Origin of the sequence: Chryseobacterium sp. SIMBA_029, assembly GCF_046535275.1 — a bacterium.
Classification (GTDB): Bacteria; Bacteroidota; Bacteroidia; order Flavobacteriales; family Weeksellaceae; genus Chryseobacterium.
On the sequence record NZ_JAWRXA010000002.1, the window covers coordinates 62798 to 80388 of the forward strand.

The window sequence follows — 17591 nt, forward strand, 5'->3', positions numbered from 1 at the left end:
AACCATTCAAAATAGTAATATGAAAAAGTTAATCTTAACAGCCGCTTTTACATTCGTAGGAATCATTGCGGTATCAGCACAGGCACAGACTCAAAAACCGGCCGAAGGTTCTAAAACAGAAACAATACCAGCCCAGCCAGCAAGCACACCGGCAACGGCAGGCTCAGCAACACCAGTTACGACAACGACAACTCAAGTTGAACCCGTAACAGCAGAACCTGTTGCAACTCCGGCGACCACGGCAGAAGAAGCTAAGACAAAATCAAAATCTAAAGATGTTCCAAAAGAAGAACGGAAATCAAAACGTAAAGAAAAGTCGAAATAAATAGAGTACAAAGTAGAAATGAAATCCTGAGACATATGTTTCAGGATTTTTTTAATTTGATAATCTATAAGAGATCTCACATTTTTAATTTTAGCAATGCTATATTTTAGCATAAAAAAAGCATTGAATATATCAATGCTTTCTCCTTTCACTTTTTACTTTTTCCCATTTATAATCCCGGGAACAGGCTGTATCAAAAAAGGTCGGGAAAATTCCCGACCTGTATTTATTTTTTAGACAACTCCCTGAGCTAACATTGCTTCAGCAACTTTCACGAAGCCGGCGATATTTGCGCCTTTTACGTAGTTTACATAGCCATCTTCCTCTTTTCCGTAGTCTCTGCAAGCTTTATGGATCCCAATCATAATCTCTTTCAGTCTTGCCTCCACTTCTTCAGAAGTCCAGTTCAAACGAATTGAGTTTTGAGTCATTTCTAATCCTGAAGTGGCTACACCACCGGCGTTAGAAGCCTTACCAGGAGAGAATAATACTTTGCTGTCTAGGAAATAGTTGATGGCATCTAAAGTTGAAGGCATGTTGGCCGCTTCAGTTACACATAAACATCCGTTTTCAACAAGTAATTTAGCATCCTGTAAGTCAAGCTCATTTTGAGTAGCAGATGGAATCGCTACGTCACACTTCACTTCCCAAGGACGTTTTCCAGCGTGGAATACTGCAGATGGATACTTTTTAGCATAATCTTCAGCTCTGTTGTTTCCTGAAGATCTAAGTTCTAATAAGTAATCTACTTTATCACCATCAATACCGTCTTTATCATAAACGTATCCGTCTGGTCCGGAGATGGTTACTACTTTACCTCCCAGTTCAGTTATTTTTTTGATAACTCCCCAAGCTACGTTACCGAAACCTGAAACCGTTACCGTTTTATCTTTGAATGTCTGTCCGATTGTTTTAAGCATTTGCTCAGCAAAGTAAACAACACCATATCCTGTAGCTTCAGGACGGATTAATGAACCTCCGTAAGCAAGACCTTTACCGGTAAGAACTCCTGTAAATTCGTTTCTGATTTTTTTATACTGTCCGAAAAGGTATCCGATCTCTCTTGCACCTACACCGATATCTCCCGCAGGAACATCCGTTTCAGGACCAATATGCTTGCATAATTCTGTCATGAAAGCCTGGCAGAAACGCATTACTTCCATATCAGTTTTCCCTTGTGGATCAAAATCTGAACCTCCTTTACCACCACCCATTGGAAGAGTCGTCAGAGAGTTTTTAAACACTTGTTCAAAAGCTAAGAACTTAAGAACAGAAAGGTTTACCGTAGGATGGAAACGAATTCCCCCTTTGTAAGGTCCGATCGCAGAGTTCATCTGAATTCTGAAACCTCTGTTTACCTGGATCTCTCCTTTGTCATCAACCCATGGAACTCTGAAGATAATGATTCTTTCAGCTTCAGCCATTCTTTCAAGCAGCTTCATTCCTGTATATTCCTTTTTAGTCATAATAAACGGAATTACAGTGACAGCAACTTCTTTTACAGCTTGTAAAAATTCTGGCTCATTAGGATTTTTTGCTTCAATCTTTGCAATAAACTCCTGGATCTTCTGGTCAATATTATATTGTTCCATATAGTAAGGTTGAATATTATTGTCAACAAATTTAATTTTTTTTTCAAGATTCACAATACCTTATTTAAAGATTGTTAAAAATTTAATAATAATGTTTCGAATTTTTATTAAATTGATAATTTGTGTGTAATTTTTATTAAAAATTAAATGTTATGTCTGAAATAATGTAATATTAAGAAATCGTTAAATATCAAATTGCCATAAATTGTCTCCCGGAAAGCGATTTCACTTTCCCCAAAAGCTCTAATTCTAAAATTACAGGCAAAATTTTATACGAAGCGAGTGAAATTTTTTCCGCCAAATCATCTAAAGAAATTTGTGGATTGTCTCTAATTGATTGATATATTAGTTTTTGATTTTCAGATAGTTGTATGGTTGTTTCATGATAAGGAAATAGCTCTTCTATTTTCTCTTTAGGTTTATGAAATCCTAAAGAATCGATTAGGTTTTTTACAGACGAAATGGCCGCCGCTTTGTTCTGAAAAATCAGGTGATTACATCCCTGGCTGTAAGAATCTGTTATCTTTCCGGGGAGTGCAAAAACGTCCCGGTTATAATGATTGGCAAAAGTAGCTGTGCTAATTGAACCACCTCCAAAAGCTGTTTCTACAACGATCGTCGAAGGAGAAATTCCCGCCACAATTCTGTTTCTTTGAATGAAATTTTCTCTGTCCGGTTTTCTCGCTGAATTGAATTCCGTGAGTAAAGCGCCTCCTTCCTGTAGTATTTTCTCAGATAATTTTCTGTTTTTTGCCGGATATAATGTATGAAAACCGTGGGCTAAAACAGCAACCGTAGCAATCTGATAATGAAGAGATTGTTCATGGACTTCTTTGTCAATGCCTAAAGCTAGTCCACTGATTGATACATATTTAAAGGATTGAGTTTCATCAAAGAAGTCATGGATAAACTGTTTGCCGTAAGGAGTTATATTCCTGGTGCCAACGATACTTATTTTTTGAAAATGATCATCAAGGGTGCCTTTTTGATACAGAATAGCGGGAGCATCATCACATTCATTAAGCAGTTGAGGAATTTCACTGAGATGTCTGAGCTTAATTTGTATGCTGTTCTTTTCGCAGAATTGAAGTTCTTTCTCCGCAAATTTCAGATGTTCTGTATTGCCAATATCAGAAACGGTTTTTCTGCCTATTCCATCCAGCCTGTTGTATTCCTTTTTCGCTTTTTCCCAGGTTTCTTTTGCGCTTCCAAAGGTCTGCACAAGTTTATGGAAATTGATGTCGCCGATAAAGCTGCATTCGCGCAGCGCGATTGCATAGAGGTATTCTTCGGAAATCATGTGTGTTTTTTTTCAAATGTAGTAAAATAAGTTTATTTCCTCCTTAATTCCTCCAAATGATCCCAGATATCGTCACGTTTTTTATAAGGCAGTTCCAGGAAGTCATCGGGGTGATTTTCTTTGTATTCCTGCCATAGCTTGTCATCTTTTTCGTTATAATAATTAGGAAATTCCCAGATGTATTTTTTCTTTTTCTCTCCTACATTTTTAAATGCGAACGCTATAATACTCCCCACTACAGCACCTGAAAGATGGGCCTGCCATGAGATTTTGCTTGGCTCCTGAAGATTGTAAAATAATTCTTCCGGAAACATTCCCCAGATCAAACTTCCATAATACAGGACAACAAGCAGAGATATCGTTAAAAGCTTTGTATTCCACTTAAATACGCCACTGAAAAAAAGAAAAAATGCAAGAACATAAACAACTCCACTTGCACCGATTGTACAGGTGTACATGTATTCGCCGGTAACAATGTCAATAGGCGGCAAAAGCCAAACGAGAAGTCCCGTAGCCAGCCAGCCGCTGATAAAGACCTTATTGGCCACTAAAGGATAAAATTGATAAAGAAGGAACATCAACACAGCAATCGGAATTGAATTTCCTATAATATGATCAAGATTCCCATGTAAAAGGGGAGAGGTGATAATTCCAAGCAGGCCTTCCGGAAGTAAGGGAATGATGGCACCAAAACAGCTGCTGAAAAATCCCTGCGTTTGCAAAAAGTAGCCAAACCACATGGCGGCAAGCATTACCAGTGGGTATATAATAGCTCTGTTGGAAATTACATTTTTAAACATGAAGATTTTACGTCAAATCAAAAGCCAATGATAAATTTCGGAAATTTTGGCGATGATTTGTACAAAGCAGACGGATTTTAAGACAAAAGGTAAGGTTTTAGGCCACTGGTTATACAATCGAATCTATTGAAACGGGTTTTTTATAAATGGTTTGTTATCAGTTTTTTATACTGAAAGATGTTGCTTTTAAAGGTGCTTTGTCAGGAAAATTTTCGCTCAACAAAAAATATATTAATACTTTTGCAATGAAAATCATTTAAAATAATGAAAAAGTTTTTATTGATTCTTTCCTTTTCTATGGGGATATATGCAAGTGCACAAGAAGAATTAAAAAAGGATTCTGCAGTAGTAGACACCGTTAAATATTGGTCGGTTTTAGGGAAAAACAGTTTGATGATTAATCAGGCTGCTTTCTCGAATTGGGTCGGTGGTGGAGCGAATAACGTAGGATGGATTGCCGGGGTTAATTATAATATTACCTATGAAAAAGGTAACGATCTTTTGGAGAATATTATTGCATTGGACTATGGTCAGAATGACACCAAAGGATTGGGAGTGAGAAAGACGCAGGATGTCATTAATATTTCCACCAATTATGGAAGGAAAGTTTCCAAAAGCTGGTATTTATCGTTAGGAGCAGGTTTACAGTCCCAGTTTTCTGCAGGATATGAAGACGGAAATAATCCAGAAGCAAAAAAGATCTCCAATTTCATGGCACCTGGCTATTTAAACGTGGGTATGGGTATAACATACAGACCTAATGATAATTTAACGGTTACCTTACGTCCTACCAACGCCCGATGGACTTTTGTTCTTGATAAAGAGCTTCAGCTGGCCGGAAATTATGGTCTGAAAGAAGATGGTGACTCTTCATTGCTGCAGTTCGGTTTCCTGGGAACAGCTTTATACAAAGTGAAAATCATGGAAAATGTGAATTTAACCAGTACTGCTTCTATATTCTCAAACTATCTGGATCATCCGGACAGGTTAGTACTTGCTTATGGTGCTGTTTTAAACTTCAAGGTTAACAAATACATCTCATCCAATATTACGGTAGACCTGTTATATGATCATAATCAAATTCAGAAAACCCAGCTAAAACAAACGTTGGGAATAGGTTTTGCCTATGTTTTAAATAAAGGAGGAAAGCGTTCCGACCGCAAAGACAGTCAATGGTGGATTAAGAAATAAAACAAATATACTTTATAAACCGGGGGGCTTTTAGATCTAAAAGCCCCCGTTTTATTGCATGTAAAGCAATAATGAGATAAGTTATTTTAAGTTTAGTTCTTCATTTTTTACCTTTTATTTTTGTAATCTTCAAGCTTTTAATGCGTTAAATAGTAATTTCGTATTTCAATTTTAAGTGATTTGTTTTTCGTGAGGAATTATATTTATACATTTGTAATGAAAATCGTTAAACATGAAAAAACTTTTATTAGCTGCTTCCTTTTCCCTAGGGGTAAGCGCTGTTGCTCAAGAAGCTAAAACCGATGCCCCGGCAGTAGATACTGTAAAGGCTTGGTCTATCCAGGGACAAAATACATTAATGCTTAATCAAGCTGCTTTTTCAAACTGGGTTGGCGGGGGAGCCAACAATGTTGGATGGCTTGCCGGTGTCAATTACAATATGACTTATGAGAAAGGTAAAGATCTCTGGGAAAACATCGTTATTCTGGGCTATGGGCAGAACAATACAAAAGGTACAGGAACAAGAAAAACACAGGATGTAATTAATCTTTCTACGAACTATGGAAGAGAATTTGCACAACACTGGTATCTTTCCGGAGGTGCAAGTCTGCAGACTCAGTTTGCAGCTGGATATGAAGACGGGAATAACCCCGATGCCCGTAAAATTTCAAATTTTATGGCTCCTGGATACATTAATGTTGGGGTAGGAGTGACTTACCGTCCTAATGAAAATTTTACAATGACCCTTCGTCCTGCTAATGCAAGAATAACTTTTGTATCAGATAAAGATCTGCAATATGCCGGAAGCTACGGTTTGAAGAAAGATGGTGATACTTCATTGTTTCAGTTCGGTTTCTTAGGAACGGCAATGTATAAAGTGAAGCTTATGGAGAATATTAACTTGACGAATACGGGTTCTGTATTTTCAAATTATTTAGATCATCCTGACAGATTAGTGCTTGCTTATGGTGCTGTTTTAAATATGAAGATCAATAAATATATTTCTTCCAATATTACTTTGGATCTGATGTATGATCATAATCAAATTCAGAAAACACAGCTTAAACAGACTTTAGGAGTGGGATTTGGATATAATTTTGATAACGGAAGAAAACGTTCCGACAAAAAAGACAATCAATCGTGGATGAAATAATCCAACAGATATAAAATTAAAAAAGCACCTCGACGGAGGTGCTTTTTATGTATCAATTTATTTTAGAACTCTATGTCTACTTCTAGTTTTTCTGCTAAAAGCTTTGATATTTTCTCTTTAAGAGGCTCAATGTCGATATTCTGCATTGCATCATTCGCAAATGCATATAACAGTAAAGCCTGAGCTTCTTTTTTAGAAATACCTCTTGCTCTTAAATAGAACAGGGCATCTTTATTCAACTGACCTACGGTACAGCCGTGAGAACACTTCACATCGTCTGCAAAGATCTCTAACTGAGGTTTGGTATCAATCGTTGCTCCTTCGCTTAATAAAACGTTGTTATTTTGCTGATACGCATTTGTTTTCTGAGCGATTCTGTCAACGAAGACTTTTCCGTTGAATACACCATGTGCATTATCTTTAAAGATCCCTTTATAATTCTGGTAACTTTCACAGTGAGGCTGGTTGTGGTGAACTGCCGTATGGTGGTCTACCAGCTGATCTTTTCCAATAATGGTAATTCCATTCATAAATGAATTGATATTCTGTCCATTATGAATGAAATCCAGATTGTTTCTTACCAGCTTACCTCCAAAAGTGAACGTATTTACAGTCGTTAAACTGTCTTTTTCCTGTCTTGCGAACGTACTGTCTATAAGATAAGAAGTGTCATTATCATTCTGAACTTTATGCCAGTCTGCTTTAGCATTAGGATACGTGAAAATCTCTGTTACTGAATTGGTCAGTACGAAAGTATCATCAAAATTATGATGGCTTTCAATAATTTCCACTTTTGCTCCTTCTTCTACGATCAATAAGTTTCTCGTATTGTAGAATGTATTTTCTTCCTGATTTTGAGAAATATAAAAAACGTGAATTGGTTTTTCAATCACTACATTTTTTGGTACTTTCAAAAAGAACCCATACTTGCAGTACGCAAGGTTCAGATTGGTAAAAGCGGTGTCTTTGGAAGCAATGGTATTAAAATACTTGTCAAAAACCTCTTTGTGCTTCTCATCATTCAACGCATAGTTGAAAGAAAGAAACTCTACATTTTCAATAGAAACTTTTGATAATTCTTTATGAAGCTTACCGTTTACAAAAACGATCCAGTCAAAATTTTCTTCTCCCAAATGAAGAAGATCCAATTGCTCTTTCGTAATATTATGACTTTCTTTCGGAAAGAAATTATAGCTTTTTTCCGTGATTTCCTTTAGGTTGGTATATTTATATTCTTCGTCTTTTTTTGTAGGAAAACCAAGGTTTTCAAATGTATGAAGAGCAGCCTGTCTGTCCTCGTCTAAAAATCTGTGACGAAGGCTCTCCAGAAATTTACTATGGTTGTCTGTAATTTGTTCGTATAACGCCATTACTGATATTTCGGCCATCACCTTTTTTAATATATTTAAAATAAAACTGTTGTCAATATGTTACGGTTTCCCCGTTTCATTCGTTGTCATCCCGGAGAACATAAAATAGGTTGTTCCCAAAAATGCTCTAGCGTTCAATATTAGTTAAGAAGCCAGTCGTAGCCTTTGCTTTCCAATTCTAAAGCAAGCGATTTGTCACCAGTTTTAATAATTTTACCATTGGCCAAAACATGGACGAAATCCGGCTGGATATAATTAAGAAGTCTTTGATAGTGAGTAATCAAAAGAACTGCATTTCCTTCATTCTTAAATTGGTTTACCCCGTCAGCCACAATTCTTAAAGCATCGATATCTAATCCTGAATCTGTTTCATCAAGAATCGCCAATTTAGGATTAAGCATCATCATCTGGAAAATTTCGTTTCTCTTCTTTTCACCTCCGGAGAATCCCTCGTTTAGAGATCTTGAAAGGAAATCTTTTTTGATGCCCAGCTTTTCAGATTTCTCACGGATCATAGCAAGCATTTCTTTTGCAGGCATTTCGGAAAGTCCGTTTGCTTTTCTGTTTTCGTTTAAAGCAGCTTTTATAAAGTTCGTTACAGAAACACCAGGAATCTCTACCGGATATTGGAAAGAAAGGAAAATTCCTTTGTGTGCTCTATCTTCAGGAGCATCTTCAATGATGTTTTCTCCCTGGAAAATAATTTCTCCGTCTGTAACTTCGTAGTCTTCTTTTCCTGCAATTACAGAAGAAAGAGTAGATTTACCAGCACCGTTAGGTCCCATGATAGCATGAACTTCACCTGGCTTTATTTCTAGATTAATACCTTTTAATATTTCTGCGCCGTCTTCAATTTTGGCGTGTAGATTTTTTATATTTAACATAAGTTTTAATATGACATTTGGTAATAGGCAATTGAATAATCACTTCTTACCGCTTATTCTCGATTTATTTTTATTATCCAACAGAACCTTCCAAAGAAATTTCCAGTAATTTTTGGGCTTCAATGGCGAATTCCATGGGTAGTTTGTTCAGAACTTCTTTGCTGAAACCATTCACAATCAGTGCAATTGCTCTTTCTGTATCAATTCCTCTCTGGTTACAGTAGAAAATTTGATCTTCTCCGATTTTTGAGGTGGTTGCTTCGTGTTCTAATTGTGCCGTTGGGTCTTTAATTTCAATATAAGGGAATGTGTGAGCACCACATTCATTACCCATCAGTAAAGAGTCACATTGAGAAAAGTTTCTGGCTCCTTTTGCTGAAGGCATTACTTTTACCAATCCTCTGTATGAGTTTTGTGATTTTCCTGCTGAAATACCTTTTGAAATAATGGTTGATCTCGTATTTTTTCCAATATGGATCATTTTCGTTCCGGTATCTGCATATTGGTGATTATTCGTCACAGCAATAGAGTAGAACTCTCCGATAGAATTGTCCCCTTTCAATATACAAGACGGATATTTCCAGGTTACTGCAGAACCGGTTTCAACCTGGGTCCAGGATATTTTTGCATTTCGTTCGCAAATTCCTCTTTTGGTTACAAAATTGAAAACACCTCCTTTTCCTTCTTCATTTCCGGGATACCAGTTTTGAACGGTAGAATATTTGATTTCAGCATCATCTAAAGCAATAAGCTCTACAACAGCAGCATGAAGCTGGTTTTCATCTCTTGATGGAGCTGTACAGCCCTCAAGATAAGAAACATAACTTCCCTCATCAGCAATAACCAGTGTTCTTTCAAACTGACCTGTTCCGGCTTGGTTAATACGGAAATAAGTAGACAGTTCCATTGGGCATCTTACTCCTTTAGGAATATAGCAGAAACTTCCGTCAGAAAATACTGCGGAATTCAATGCGGCGTAAAAATTATCACCTCTTGGAACTACTTTTCCAAGATATTTCTTTACCAGATCAGGGTGATTTTTAATTGCTTCTGAAATGGAGCAGAAAATAATTCCTTTTTCCATCAAAGTATCCTGGAATGTTGTTTTCACAGAAACAGAATCGATAACGATATCTACCGCTACCCCTGACAATCTTTTTTGCTCCTCGATATTGATACCAAGTTTTGCAAACGTTTTTAGTAATTCCGGGTCTACCTCATCCAGACTTGCCAGTTCAGGATTGGATTTTGGAGCTGCGTAATAACGGATTCCCTGAAAATTCGGTTTTTCATACTTGATATTTGCCCAAGTAGGTTCTTCCATTTTCAGCCAGATCTTGAAGGATTCCAAACGCCAGTCTGTCATCCATTGCGGCTCTTCTTTCTTAGCAGAAATAGCACGGATAACATCTTCATTTAATCCAATGGGGAAATCTTCATAATCGATCTTCGTTTCCCAACCGAATTCGTATTTTTTATTTTCTAGATCGACTCTTAAGTCGTCTTCAGTATATTTACTCATTGTTTTTTTTTAGATTTCAGAACATAGTCTGAGTCTGATATTATCTACTGTCTTTCTCTATAAAGAAAAACTCTCTCCACAACCACATGTTCTGGATGCATTAGGATTGTTGAACACAAATCCTTTTCCGTTTAAACCTCCTGAATATTCAAGAGTGGTACCCGCTAAATAGAGGATCGACTTTTTATCTATAATAATTTTGATATTATTGTCTTCAAAAATTTGATCTGTATCTGTTTTTTGGTTGTCAAACTTCAAAACATATTCTAATCCAGAACATCCTCCGCTTTTTACCCCAACTCTTATATAATCTTCAGTAGGGTCGAAGCCATCCTCTGTCATCAATTGGATTGCTTTTTCCTTTGCGTAATCTGAAACTTTTATCATTGTATTTATTTAGAATGATTTAATCATGCAAAAATACGAACTAATTTCCGCAATCTCAAATTGAAGATATCTATTTTAATGATTCCGTTCTTATTAAGATCATTATGAATATGATTGTTACTGTTAAAATTATATAAATTTTCTATCGTCAATCTGAAGAATCTGTTTTTGATTTAACTTTGAACCGGATTTTATATCTATAAAAGAAATAATTATGAAAAAGAAACTCCTCGTTTTTTTTGGGTTGTTTTTATTAACGATGTCCTATGGACAGACGGTAAGATACATTTATGAAACTTTAGTCAACCCGGATTCAATCAATCTGGTAAGTATGAAAAGTGAAAGAACATTTTTGGATGTTAAAGAAAACCGCTCTTTATTTATCAGTGAGAACAAGCTGATTAAAGATTCTTTATTCACCACAATGAAAATGGATGAAAAGGAAGAAAATAAAAAAGAAAAAAAAGATTTTTCTAAGCTTGGCATAGGAAAACATGCTGAGCCTACTTTTTTTGACTATTACATCACTAAAAATGTTCCTGATCACAAGGTATATTATTATGATAGAGTAGCCGGAAAACAAATTTATTATCAGGAAGACAGGCCTATACAATGGGACATACTTAATGATACGGAGCAACAAAACGGATATCCTGCTCAGAAAGCGGTTGCTAATTTTGGTGGAAGGGTCTGGACAGCATGGTTTACCAAACAGATTGCTGTTTCGGATGGACCCTATAAATTTTCCGGATTACCGGGGCTGATCGTGAAATTAGAAGATGATAAAGGAGATTATAAATTCGATCTTGTTAAAAAAGTGACGTTGAAAAATGCTTTCGAAGAGCCCGTTTCTTCTGATGCAAGACAAAGTACAAGAGCTAATTTCCACAGTGATAAAGCGGCTATGGAACTGGAATTTGTGAAAAATAAAAGACTTCAGGCAGGAGGTGGTGATGGACGGACGCAAAGCTTCAGCGGTGGCGGAGGTGGAAAACATGGCGGCGGAATGGGCGGAATGAGAGGCGGCGGAATGGGCGGCGGCCATTCAGGTGGTGGCGGAATGTCACACAGAGGAATGGAAGATAATTCTGCTTCCATTTCAAATACCGGTACAGAAAATCTTCCTTTTAAAAGCGGAATAAGCCAAAATCCAATTGAATTAAAATAAATTAAAAATGAAAAAAATAGGCATCATTGCTTTAGCGCTGTTTATACAGAATACTTTTGCACAGACCAACAGGTTTGTGTATCAGGTTACAATGAAACCAGACGCTGAAAATAAAAATGATATTAAAACAGAAAATGCATATCTGGATATTTCAGCAGAAAAATCCCTTTTTTATTCTGAAAACAGAGCGAAAAGAGATTCTACTCTACAAAAAGCTTTTCAGGGTGGAGGTGGAAGAGGCTCAATTAATAGAGAGCAGTTGGAAGGATTTAGGACCAATATCAGCTATTCTGTTGAAAAAGACAAATCCAGTCAGAAAATATCTTATAAAGACAGGATAGGAAGAGATATTTACGTTTACGAAGAGGATCGTCCTTTGAACTGGAAGATGTCTTCCGAAACTTCTAAGATAGGAGAATATAAAGTTCAAAAAGCAACCACCGGTTTTGGAGGAAGAAAATGGACAGCCTGGTTTACAACGGATTTGCCTTATCAGGACGGACCTTATAAGTTTAGTGGACTTCCGGGACTTATTGTTAAAGTTGAAGATGATAAAGGTGAATATTCTTTTGACCTGATGAAGAATTATAAAATTGCTGAAATTCCTACTTTAAATCAGTTTGGAAACACCTTGAAAGTGAAAAGAACAGATTACCTGAAGCAACAACAAAAATATAAGACTGATCCGATATCATTTATGCAAAATGGAGGTGGTGGCTTTCCGGCTCCGCCAAGAGCGGGAGGCGGTGGCGGCAACCAGAATCCTGCAGATATGAGAAAAAGAATGGAGGAGAGGGTAAAAGAAGAAGCGAAGAAAAACAGCAACCCTATCGAATTGCAATAAAGCAAACCCCCCTGAAGAATAACTTCAGGGGGTTTATTTTTGTTAAGGAGAATTATTTTAAAAGTTGATTGAAAGTATCACCCTGTTTAATGTCTCCGGTATTGTAACCTTTCATAAACCATTCTTTACGTTGTGCAGAAGATCCGTGCGTAAAGCTTTCCTGATTTACATATCCCTGAGACTTTTTCTGGATATTGTCATCCCCAACGGCCTGTGCGGCATCAATGGCAGACTGTAGATCTCCGGGTTGTAAAATATGTTCCTTATCATCTGTGTTTTTTGCCCAGACACCAGCATAGAAATCAGCCTGTAATTCTGTAGCAACAGAAACTCTGTTTAGGTCGGCTTCAGAATAGCGCCCGTTTCTTCTCAGCGCATCTACTTTTTGAGTGGTTCCTAATAAGGTCTGTACATGATGGCCCATTTCATGAGCTAACACATAAGCGACCGTGAATTCCGTTACTTTGGCTCCAAACTTTTGCTGGAGTTCATTAAAAAAGCTCATATCCATATACACCTTTTGGTCTGCCGGGCAGTAAAAAGGTCCCATAGCCGACTCGGCAGGTCCACATCCTGAAGTGGTATTATTTTCAAATAATACGACTGTAGCCGGAGTATATTGCATTCCGTTGGCTGCAAAAATGGAAGTCCATGTCTGTTCATTTTCAGCGGTGAGCATTTTTATAAAGTCCCGGATATGAAGTTCTTCAGGGGTTAATGTTCTCTGTTCAGTCTGTGCAGGTGCATTTCCACCGCCAGAAGAAAGTAAAGAAGAAGGATCGCCGCCTAAAAAGAAAACTATAGCAGCAATAATTAATGTTCCTAATCCGCCTCCTACAATCATGCCTCCTCCTCCTCCTGTGCCTCGGCGGTCATCAACATTATCACTTCTGTCGTCTGTCCATCTCATAGTATTTTTTTTTGTGTAGGTAAATTTATAAAAATAATGTTTACAACCACTAAAATGTTATGACTGGAATATTCTTATCCGGATAATTATTAAAATCCTGAAGAACTTTTTTTATGATTTCATTTGTTTTGTTATAGCTTGTATCCCTTGCTCCGCCGAATTCATAGGTAAAACTGTCTCCAAAATCATTTTTGAAATTAATGCGGTGAGAAGCAGGATCTTTAATGAAATCACCAATATTTTTCATCAGTTTATCTTTTTTTATATTTTCTTTATTTTCTGTTAATAACAGTGAATCAGTTAATTTTTTGATTTCAACAGCCTCGAAACTATAATCTCCATCTATAGATTCCGCTTTTATCACTAAACCCGGAAGGCCGGAGAAAATATAAGGCCCATCATTGATTGGGATATCAGCGGTATATAAAAGATGCCACTTTCTCTGTCCAAAGTCGGTGAAGGCTTCATTGGTAGTATACTCCTTAAAGGGACCATACTTTTTAAGGTCATAATATTTTGGATTTTTTTCTTTGTACCAATACTTGAATTGGTTAAAAGTAATTCCTATTGTACTGTAATCTTTAGATAAACTTTTAGATACTTGTAATCTTAATAAAGAGCTGTTAATCGTATAAACTGCTTTAAAGTTATTTTTTCTTACCAGAGAATCTATTTTTTCTTTATTTACATTATAAAAAATACTTTGCCCTTTAATGATTTTCAAGACCATATATTCTTTGACCAGCGAATCACTTTCTTTTTTTGGCTTAAACTTTACTTCGTAGGTGATCTGGTAATTTTGTGCAAAAAAATTAGATGACCAAAATACAAAGTATATAATGATAGTGTTTAATAAAATCTGTTTACTGATCATTAAATTTTTCATTTAAAATTTTTTTATAGTATTCTTTTTCAGGACTATTAAGGTGATTGAGATATTCGTATTTATTAGAAAAATAATATTTCTGACATGTCTTAGGGAGAAACTGATTGATATTATCTCTTTCTGTTGTTGTATGTTCGATGATAGGATAAGTGGGCAGCTTTTTCTCTAATAGATTATTATATCGGGCTAAATTTTCAAGAACGCTGTATTGGTAAAAAGTAACACATCTGTATTGGGGTATATCTGCTTCAATATATTTTTTGAAATAATTAAAAGCGTTGCCAGAAAAGCTTGTATAGTTTTGGCTGTCAATGGCAGAGAAAACGGTCATTAACCAATTGTATTTGATATAGCTTTTCATTTTTTTAGTGGCATAAGAATCATTTTCAGTGGGTAAAATAGTAGTTTGCTTGATATTCCGTAGAATATCTATCAATAACAACTCTGAATATTTAGCTAATTCTCCGATATTTTTATTTTTTACAGCTTTTACATAATCATTGAATTTTCCATATGTATCAGCGTTTAAATTTCCATTGATGTACTCATAGACTAAAGCCCGGTTACCGGCGTAATGTAATTTATTGCCTTTTTCTAATGTTACGGTGAGCTTTTCTGTTGGTTCCAGGAATAAATAAATGGATCTGTCTATTTCTTTAAGCATTAAGATGTCCGTTACATCTGCCAATTCCTTTTTTTCATGCTCCTGAATATTAATCTCCTTATCACCATTTTTGATGGTAACAGCGGTATTCGTATTGTTGATAAAAGTAACTTTTTGAGCACTTACCACAGAGAAATAAAATAAGAGGATACAGAATATCCTCTTATTAGAAAATGAATACTTCATATTGTAAAGTATAATATTTTAAAGTGTTTACTTAGCATCCTCCTTTTCTGTAACAAACACATGATCTGAAACAAGTATCTGAATCAGGTGTCCATGAGTCCCTTGGAGGTAACCCAGAGTCGCCAGGGCTGCAATGACAGTTGTTTTCTATACCTCCTTTTACGGTTCTTAATTCGCTTCTTGAAATCTTTTTAAGATTTTTCATAATAATTTTGGTTAAAGTTTTATCTTTTCAAAAGTAATAAAAAAAATCATACAATGGTGATTTTTATAAAGCCTTTATTATCAGGTAAAAACTATCGGTTCAGCTGCTTTGTTTTCAGCCAGTAAGAAGTCGATTGATAGGCAGAAATGGTCTCATTAATTAACTGTTCGTTATTCTTTTTCAACAATTTCTCATCGTATTTGTATTTGAATTCAGGGGCAAGGTCGCTTTGTTCCGCGGTTAATGAGTATTGTTTTACTTTTTTAACCGGAGAAATGATGGTCATGTAACCGTCTTTTACAAATCCGAGATCCTGGTAAGTGGCAATGTATGCTTTAGACTGGAATTCTTTTTTGAAAACATCCTGTCCTAAAAATTTAGATTGATAACTGAAATTAAGCAATCCAAACAACGTTGGCATGATATCGATCTGCGACATCAGTTTATCGAATTTCTGAGGCTGGATGTACCCTTCAGAGAATATCATAGCCGGAATTCGGTATTTCTCCATCGGAAGTTCTGTTTTTCCGGCGCTCGATGCACAGTGATCAGCAATGATTACGAAAACGGTATTCTTGTACCAGTCTTGCTTTTTAGCCATTTCAAAAAACAATCTAAGGGAATAATCGGTGTATTTTACGCCTCCTTCACGGGATTTTGCAGTCCCGGGGATATCAATTCTTCCGTCAGGATACGTAAAAGGTCGGTGGTTGGAAACTGTCATCCAGTGGTTAAAGAACGGTTTACCGGATTTTGCTTCTGAATTCATCACCTGAATAGCTTTTCTCGCCATATCTTCATCTGCTACACCCCAAACATTAGCGAATGTGACTTCTTCAGGTTTGAAGTTATTTCGGTCTACAATATCATAGCCGTTTCCACCAAAAAAGTCTGCCATATTATCGAAATAGCTATATCCGCCGTATAAAAATTTCACATCGTAACCTTTAGATTTGAAAACGCTTCCTGTGGTAAATTTATTTTTGTTATCATCTCTTTTAATAATACTTTCTCCGGCAGTCGGAGGAATACAAAGCGTTAATGCCTCCAGGCCTCTTACCGTTCTGTTTCCGGTTGCATAAAGATTGGTAAACATCAATGATTTATTAGCAAGACTGTCTAAGAAAGGAGTGATTTTTTGGGTATTTCCGTAATGCTCCATGAAATCTGCGGAAAGGCTCTCAATAGAGATTAGCACTACATTTTTCTTAAGTTCTGGCTGTTCAGAAGTAATAGATCTTTTTAGCGTATGTTCCGGAAACTGACTTAAAAAGTTCTTTTCCGCCTCTTTTTGGTCGATTTGGGAATAAAACTGGAAATAATCCAATTCATTATGGGTAAATGCCCAGTAGAATTTTGGAAGACCGTTGTTTTCAATTTCGTCTGCAAAAACATTTTCAGATTTTATCTTCATTAAGGAGGATACCGCCCATACACTGATGAATGAAAGCACAATAAAAGATCCCAGTAAGACCATTTTCTGTTTAAAATTGGGTAATTCCAGTAATTCGTTTTTCGTCTTTTTAAATATAAACCATGTAATGGCCAGTGTAACGATCAATATTGCTGAAAATAATGGAATTACAGGATAGCTTTCCATCACATTTCCAATCACTTCATTGGTGTAGATAAGATAATCTACTGCGATAAAATTATAACGTACCCCAAATTCATTATAAAAGAAGTACTCACTTACTGCATTGAAAATAATCAGTAGAACATACAGGAGTAATGTGATGAAATATAATACGTTCCGTATTTTAATCCTTTGGTTAGGAAGGAACAGCATGAGAGCGAAGAAAAAGGTCTTAATTCCTACAAAAGTAAGGGCTACTTCTGATATTGATCCTCCATACTGCTTGAAAATATTGTTGGGAATCAGCCAGATGTACAGGAAAAAGAGGACCAAGACCCCCAGAATGATGTATCCGTACGGTTTTTTATATTTTGAGTTTGAAAGGAATAAAAAGTATATCGCCAAAATTGAACTGGCAAGGACGAAGACAAAGACATCATTCAGAAAGCCTATTGAAAGAACTTTAATGACTTCGAAAACGCTGAAGCTTGCTGTAGTAATGGGATGGAAAAAGAATATTACTCTTATGATTAAAGAAATAATAAGGTAAAAAATCCCTAGATACAGGAATGGTTTTATTTTTTGAGGATACATCTGGATGGTATATTAACTTTCACAAAGATAGTTT

Annotated in this window: 17 protein-coding genes; 5 read left to right on the forward strand and 12 right to left on the reverse strand. The window is 36.1% G+C overall.

The window, feature by feature from the left end:
- Positions 1–19 precede the first annotated feature (19 nt).
- Positions 20–325, forward strand: a complete 306-nt coding sequence (locus SB679_RS03550) for a hypothetical protein (protein ID WP_410700843.1) — start codon at positions 20–22, stop codon at positions 323–325.
- Positions 326–558: 233 nt separating this feature from the next.
- On the opposite strand, the gene gdhA is transcribed toward SB679_RS03550, so the two are convergent.
- The 3 genes from gdhA to SB679_RS03565 form a co-directional block, all read right to left on the reverse strand.
- Entirely contained in the window at positions 559–1917 is a 1359-nt protein-coding gene (gene gdhA, locus SB679_RS03555; protein WP_410701239.1) for an NADP-specific glutamate dehydrogenase, read from the reverse strand.
- Positions 1918–2107: 190 nt separating this feature from the next.
- Positions 2108–3217, reverse strand: a complete 1110-nt coding sequence (dprA, locus tag SB679_RS03560; RefSeq protein ID WP_410700844.1) for a DNA-processing protein DprA — start codon at positions 3215–3217, stop codon at positions 2108–2110.
- Between the two features lie 32 nt (positions 3218–3249).
- A complete protein-coding gene (locus SB679_RS03565; RefSeq protein ID WP_410700845.1) occupies positions 3250–4017 on the reverse strand; it encodes a rhomboid family intramembrane serine protease in 768 nt (255 codons plus the stop codon).
- Positions 4018–4281: 264 nt separating this feature from the next.
- Here SB679_RS03565 and SB679_RS03570 point away from each other — a divergent pair, with 264 nt between their 5' ends.
- Both SB679_RS03570 and SB679_RS03575 read left to right on the forward strand, forming a co-directional pair.
- Positions 4282–5208 (forward strand): DUF3078 domain-containing protein, encoded by a 927-nt coding sequence (locus SB679_RS03570; RefSeq protein ID WP_410700846.1) that lies wholly within the window; start codon positions 4282–4284, stop codon positions 5206–5208.
- Between the two features lie 232 nt (positions 5209–5440).
- Positions 5441–6361: a DUF3078 domain-containing protein gene (locus SB679_RS03575; protein WP_410700847.1), complete on the forward strand. Its 921-nt coding sequence runs from the start codon at positions 5441–5443 to the stop codon at positions 6359–6361.
- 62 nt (positions 6362–6423) lie between these two features.
- Here the strand turns inward: SB679_RS03575 and sufD are convergent, their stop codons facing one another.
- From sufD to SB679_RS03595, 4 genes are all read right to left on the reverse strand, one after another.
- Positions 6424–7731 (reverse strand): Fe-S cluster assembly protein SufD, encoded by a 1308-nt coding sequence (sufD, locus tag SB679_RS03580; RefSeq protein WP_034709802.1) that lies wholly within the window; start codon positions 7729–7731, stop codon positions 6424–6426.
- Between the two features lie 140 nt (positions 7732–7871).
- Positions 7872–8615, reverse strand: a complete 744-nt coding sequence (gene sufC, locus SB679_RS03585) for a Fe-S cluster assembly ATPase SufC (protein ID WP_034708780.1) — start codon at positions 8613–8615, stop codon at positions 7872–7874.
- A gap of 73 nt (positions 8616–8688) precedes the next feature.
- The gene (gene sufB, locus SB679_RS03590) at positions 8689–10137 is read right to left on the reverse strand and encodes a Fe-S cluster assembly protein SufB (RefSeq protein WP_034708779.1); all 1449 of its coding nucleotides are present in this window, start codon (positions 10135–10137) and stop codon (positions 8689–8691) included.
- A gap of 57 nt (positions 10138–10194) precedes the next feature.
- On the reverse strand, positions 10195–10524 hold the full coding sequence (locus tag SB679_RS03595; protein WP_410700848.1) for a HesB/IscA family protein: 330 nt from the start codon (positions 10522–10524) through the stop codon (positions 10195–10197).
- A gap of 214 nt (positions 10525–10738) precedes the next feature.
- Here SB679_RS03595 and SB679_RS03600 point away from each other — a divergent pair, with 214 nt between their 5' ends.
- Both SB679_RS03600 and SB679_RS03605 read left to right on the forward strand, forming a co-directional pair.
- Positions 10739–11692 carry a GLPGLI family protein gene (locus tag SB679_RS03600; protein ID WP_410700849.1) on the forward strand — a complete coding sequence of 318 codons (954 nt, stop codon included), beginning with the start codon at positions 10739–10741 and terminating at the stop codon, positions 11690–11692.
- A 7-nt stretch (positions 11693–11699) separates the two neighbouring features.
- Entirely contained in the window at positions 11700–12536 is an 837-nt protein-coding gene (locus SB679_RS03605) for a GLPGLI family protein (RefSeq protein ID WP_410700850.1), read from the forward strand.
- Positions 12537–12588: 52 nt separating this feature from the next.
- On the opposite strand, the gene SB679_RS03610 is transcribed toward SB679_RS03605, so the two are convergent.
- From SB679_RS03610 to SB679_RS03630, 5 genes are all read right to left on the reverse strand, one after another.
- A complete protein-coding gene (locus tag SB679_RS03610) occupies positions 12589–13446 on the reverse strand; it encodes a neutral zinc metallopeptidase (RefSeq protein ID WP_410700851.1) in 858 nt (285 codons plus the stop codon).
- A 49-nt stretch (positions 13447–13495) separates the two neighbouring features.
- Positions 13496–14332, reverse strand: a complete 837-nt coding sequence (locus tag SB679_RS03615; protein ID WP_410700852.1) for a GLPGLI family protein — start codon at positions 14330–14332, stop codon at positions 13496–13498.
- Positions 14310–15182: a hypothetical protein gene (locus SB679_RS03620; protein WP_410700853.1), complete on the reverse strand. Its 873-nt coding sequence runs from the start codon at positions 15180–15182 to the stop codon at positions 14310–14312. Before SB679_RS03620 ends, SB679_RS03615 begins: the two co-directional genes overlap by 23 nt.
- Positions 15183–15213: 31 nt before the next feature.
- The gene (locus SB679_RS03625) at positions 15214–15387 is read right to left on the reverse strand and encodes a bacteriocin-like protein (RefSeq protein WP_410700854.1); all 174 of its coding nucleotides are present in this window, start codon (positions 15385–15387) and stop codon (positions 15214–15216) included.
- A 91-nt stretch (positions 15388–15478) separates the two neighbouring features.
- Positions 15479–17557 carry an LTA synthase family protein gene (locus SB679_RS03630; RefSeq protein ID WP_410700855.1) on the reverse strand — a complete coding sequence of 693 codons (2079 nt, stop codon included), beginning with the start codon at positions 17555–17557 and terminating at the stop codon, positions 15479–15481.
- Positions 17558–17591 lie beyond the last annotated feature (34 nt).

What these genes read in the sequence shown, in the direction of transcription:
- SB679_RS03565 (WP_410700845.1), bottom strand. Translation starts at nt 4,017, where the DNA reads ATGTTTAAAAATGTAATTTCCAACAGAGCTATTATATACCCACTGGTA.
- gdhA (WP_410701239.1), bottom strand. Translation starts at nt 1,917, where the DNA reads ATGGAACAATATAATATTGACCAGAAGATCCAGGAGTTTATTGCAAAG.
- SB679_RS03570 (WP_410700846.1), top strand. Translation starts at nt 4,282, where the DNA reads ATGAAAAAGTTTTTATTGATTCTTTCCTTTTCTATGGGGATATATGCA.
- sufD (WP_034709802.1), bottom strand. Translation starts at nt 7,731, where the DNA reads ATGGCGTTATACGAACAAATTACAGACAACCATAGTAAATTTCTGGAG.
- SB679_RS03605 (WP_410700850.1), top strand. Translation starts at nt 11,700, where the DNA reads ATGAAAAAAATAGGCATCATTGCTTTAGCGCTGTTTATACAGAATACT.
- sufC (WP_034708780.1), bottom strand. Translation starts at nt 8,615, where the DNA reads ATGTTAAATATAAAAAATCTACACGCCAAAATTGAAGACGGCGCAGAA.
- SB679_RS03615 (WP_410700852.1), bottom strand. Translation starts at nt 14,332, where the DNA reads ATGAAAAATTTAATGATCAGTAAACAGATTTTATTAAACACTATCATT.
- SB679_RS03630 (WP_410700855.1), bottom strand. Translation starts at nt 17,557, where the DNA reads ATGTATCCTCAAAAAATAAAACCATTCCTGTATCTAGGGATTTTTTAC.
- dprA (WP_410700844.1), bottom strand. Translation starts at nt 3,217, where the DNA reads ATGATTTCCGAAGAATACCTCTATGCAATCGCGCTGCGCGAATGCAGC.
- SB679_RS03600 (WP_410700849.1), top strand. Translation starts at nt 10,739, where the DNA reads ATGAAAAAGAAACTCCTCGTTTTTTTTGGGTTGTTTTTATTAACGATG.
- SB679_RS03610 (WP_410700851.1), bottom strand. Translation starts at nt 13,446, where the DNA reads ATGAGATGGACAGACGACAGAAGTGATAATGTTGATGACCGCCGAGGC.
- sufB (WP_034708779.1), bottom strand. Translation starts at nt 10,137, where the DNA reads ATGAGTAAATATACTGAAGACGACTTAAGAGTCGATCTAGAAAATAAA.
- SB679_RS03625 (WP_410700854.1), bottom strand. Translation starts at nt 15,387, where the DNA reads ATGAAAAATCTTAAAAAGATTTCAAGAAGCGAATTAAGAACCGTAAAA.
- SB679_RS03550 (WP_410700843.1), top strand. Translation starts at nt 20, where the DNA reads ATGAAAAAGTTAATCTTAACAGCCGCTTTTACATTCGTAGGAATCATT.
- SB679_RS03620 (WP_410700853.1), bottom strand. Translation starts at nt 15,182, where the DNA reads ATGAAGTATTCATTTTCTAATAAGAGGATATTCTGTATCCTCTTATTT.
- SB679_RS03575 (WP_410700847.1), top strand. Translation starts at nt 5,441, where the DNA reads ATGAAAAAACTTTTATTAGCTGCTTCCTTTTCCCTAGGGGTAAGCGCT.
- SB679_RS03595 (WP_410700848.1), bottom strand. Translation starts at nt 10,524, where the DNA reads ATGATAAAAGTTTCAGATTACGCAAAGGAAAAAGCAATCCAATTGATG.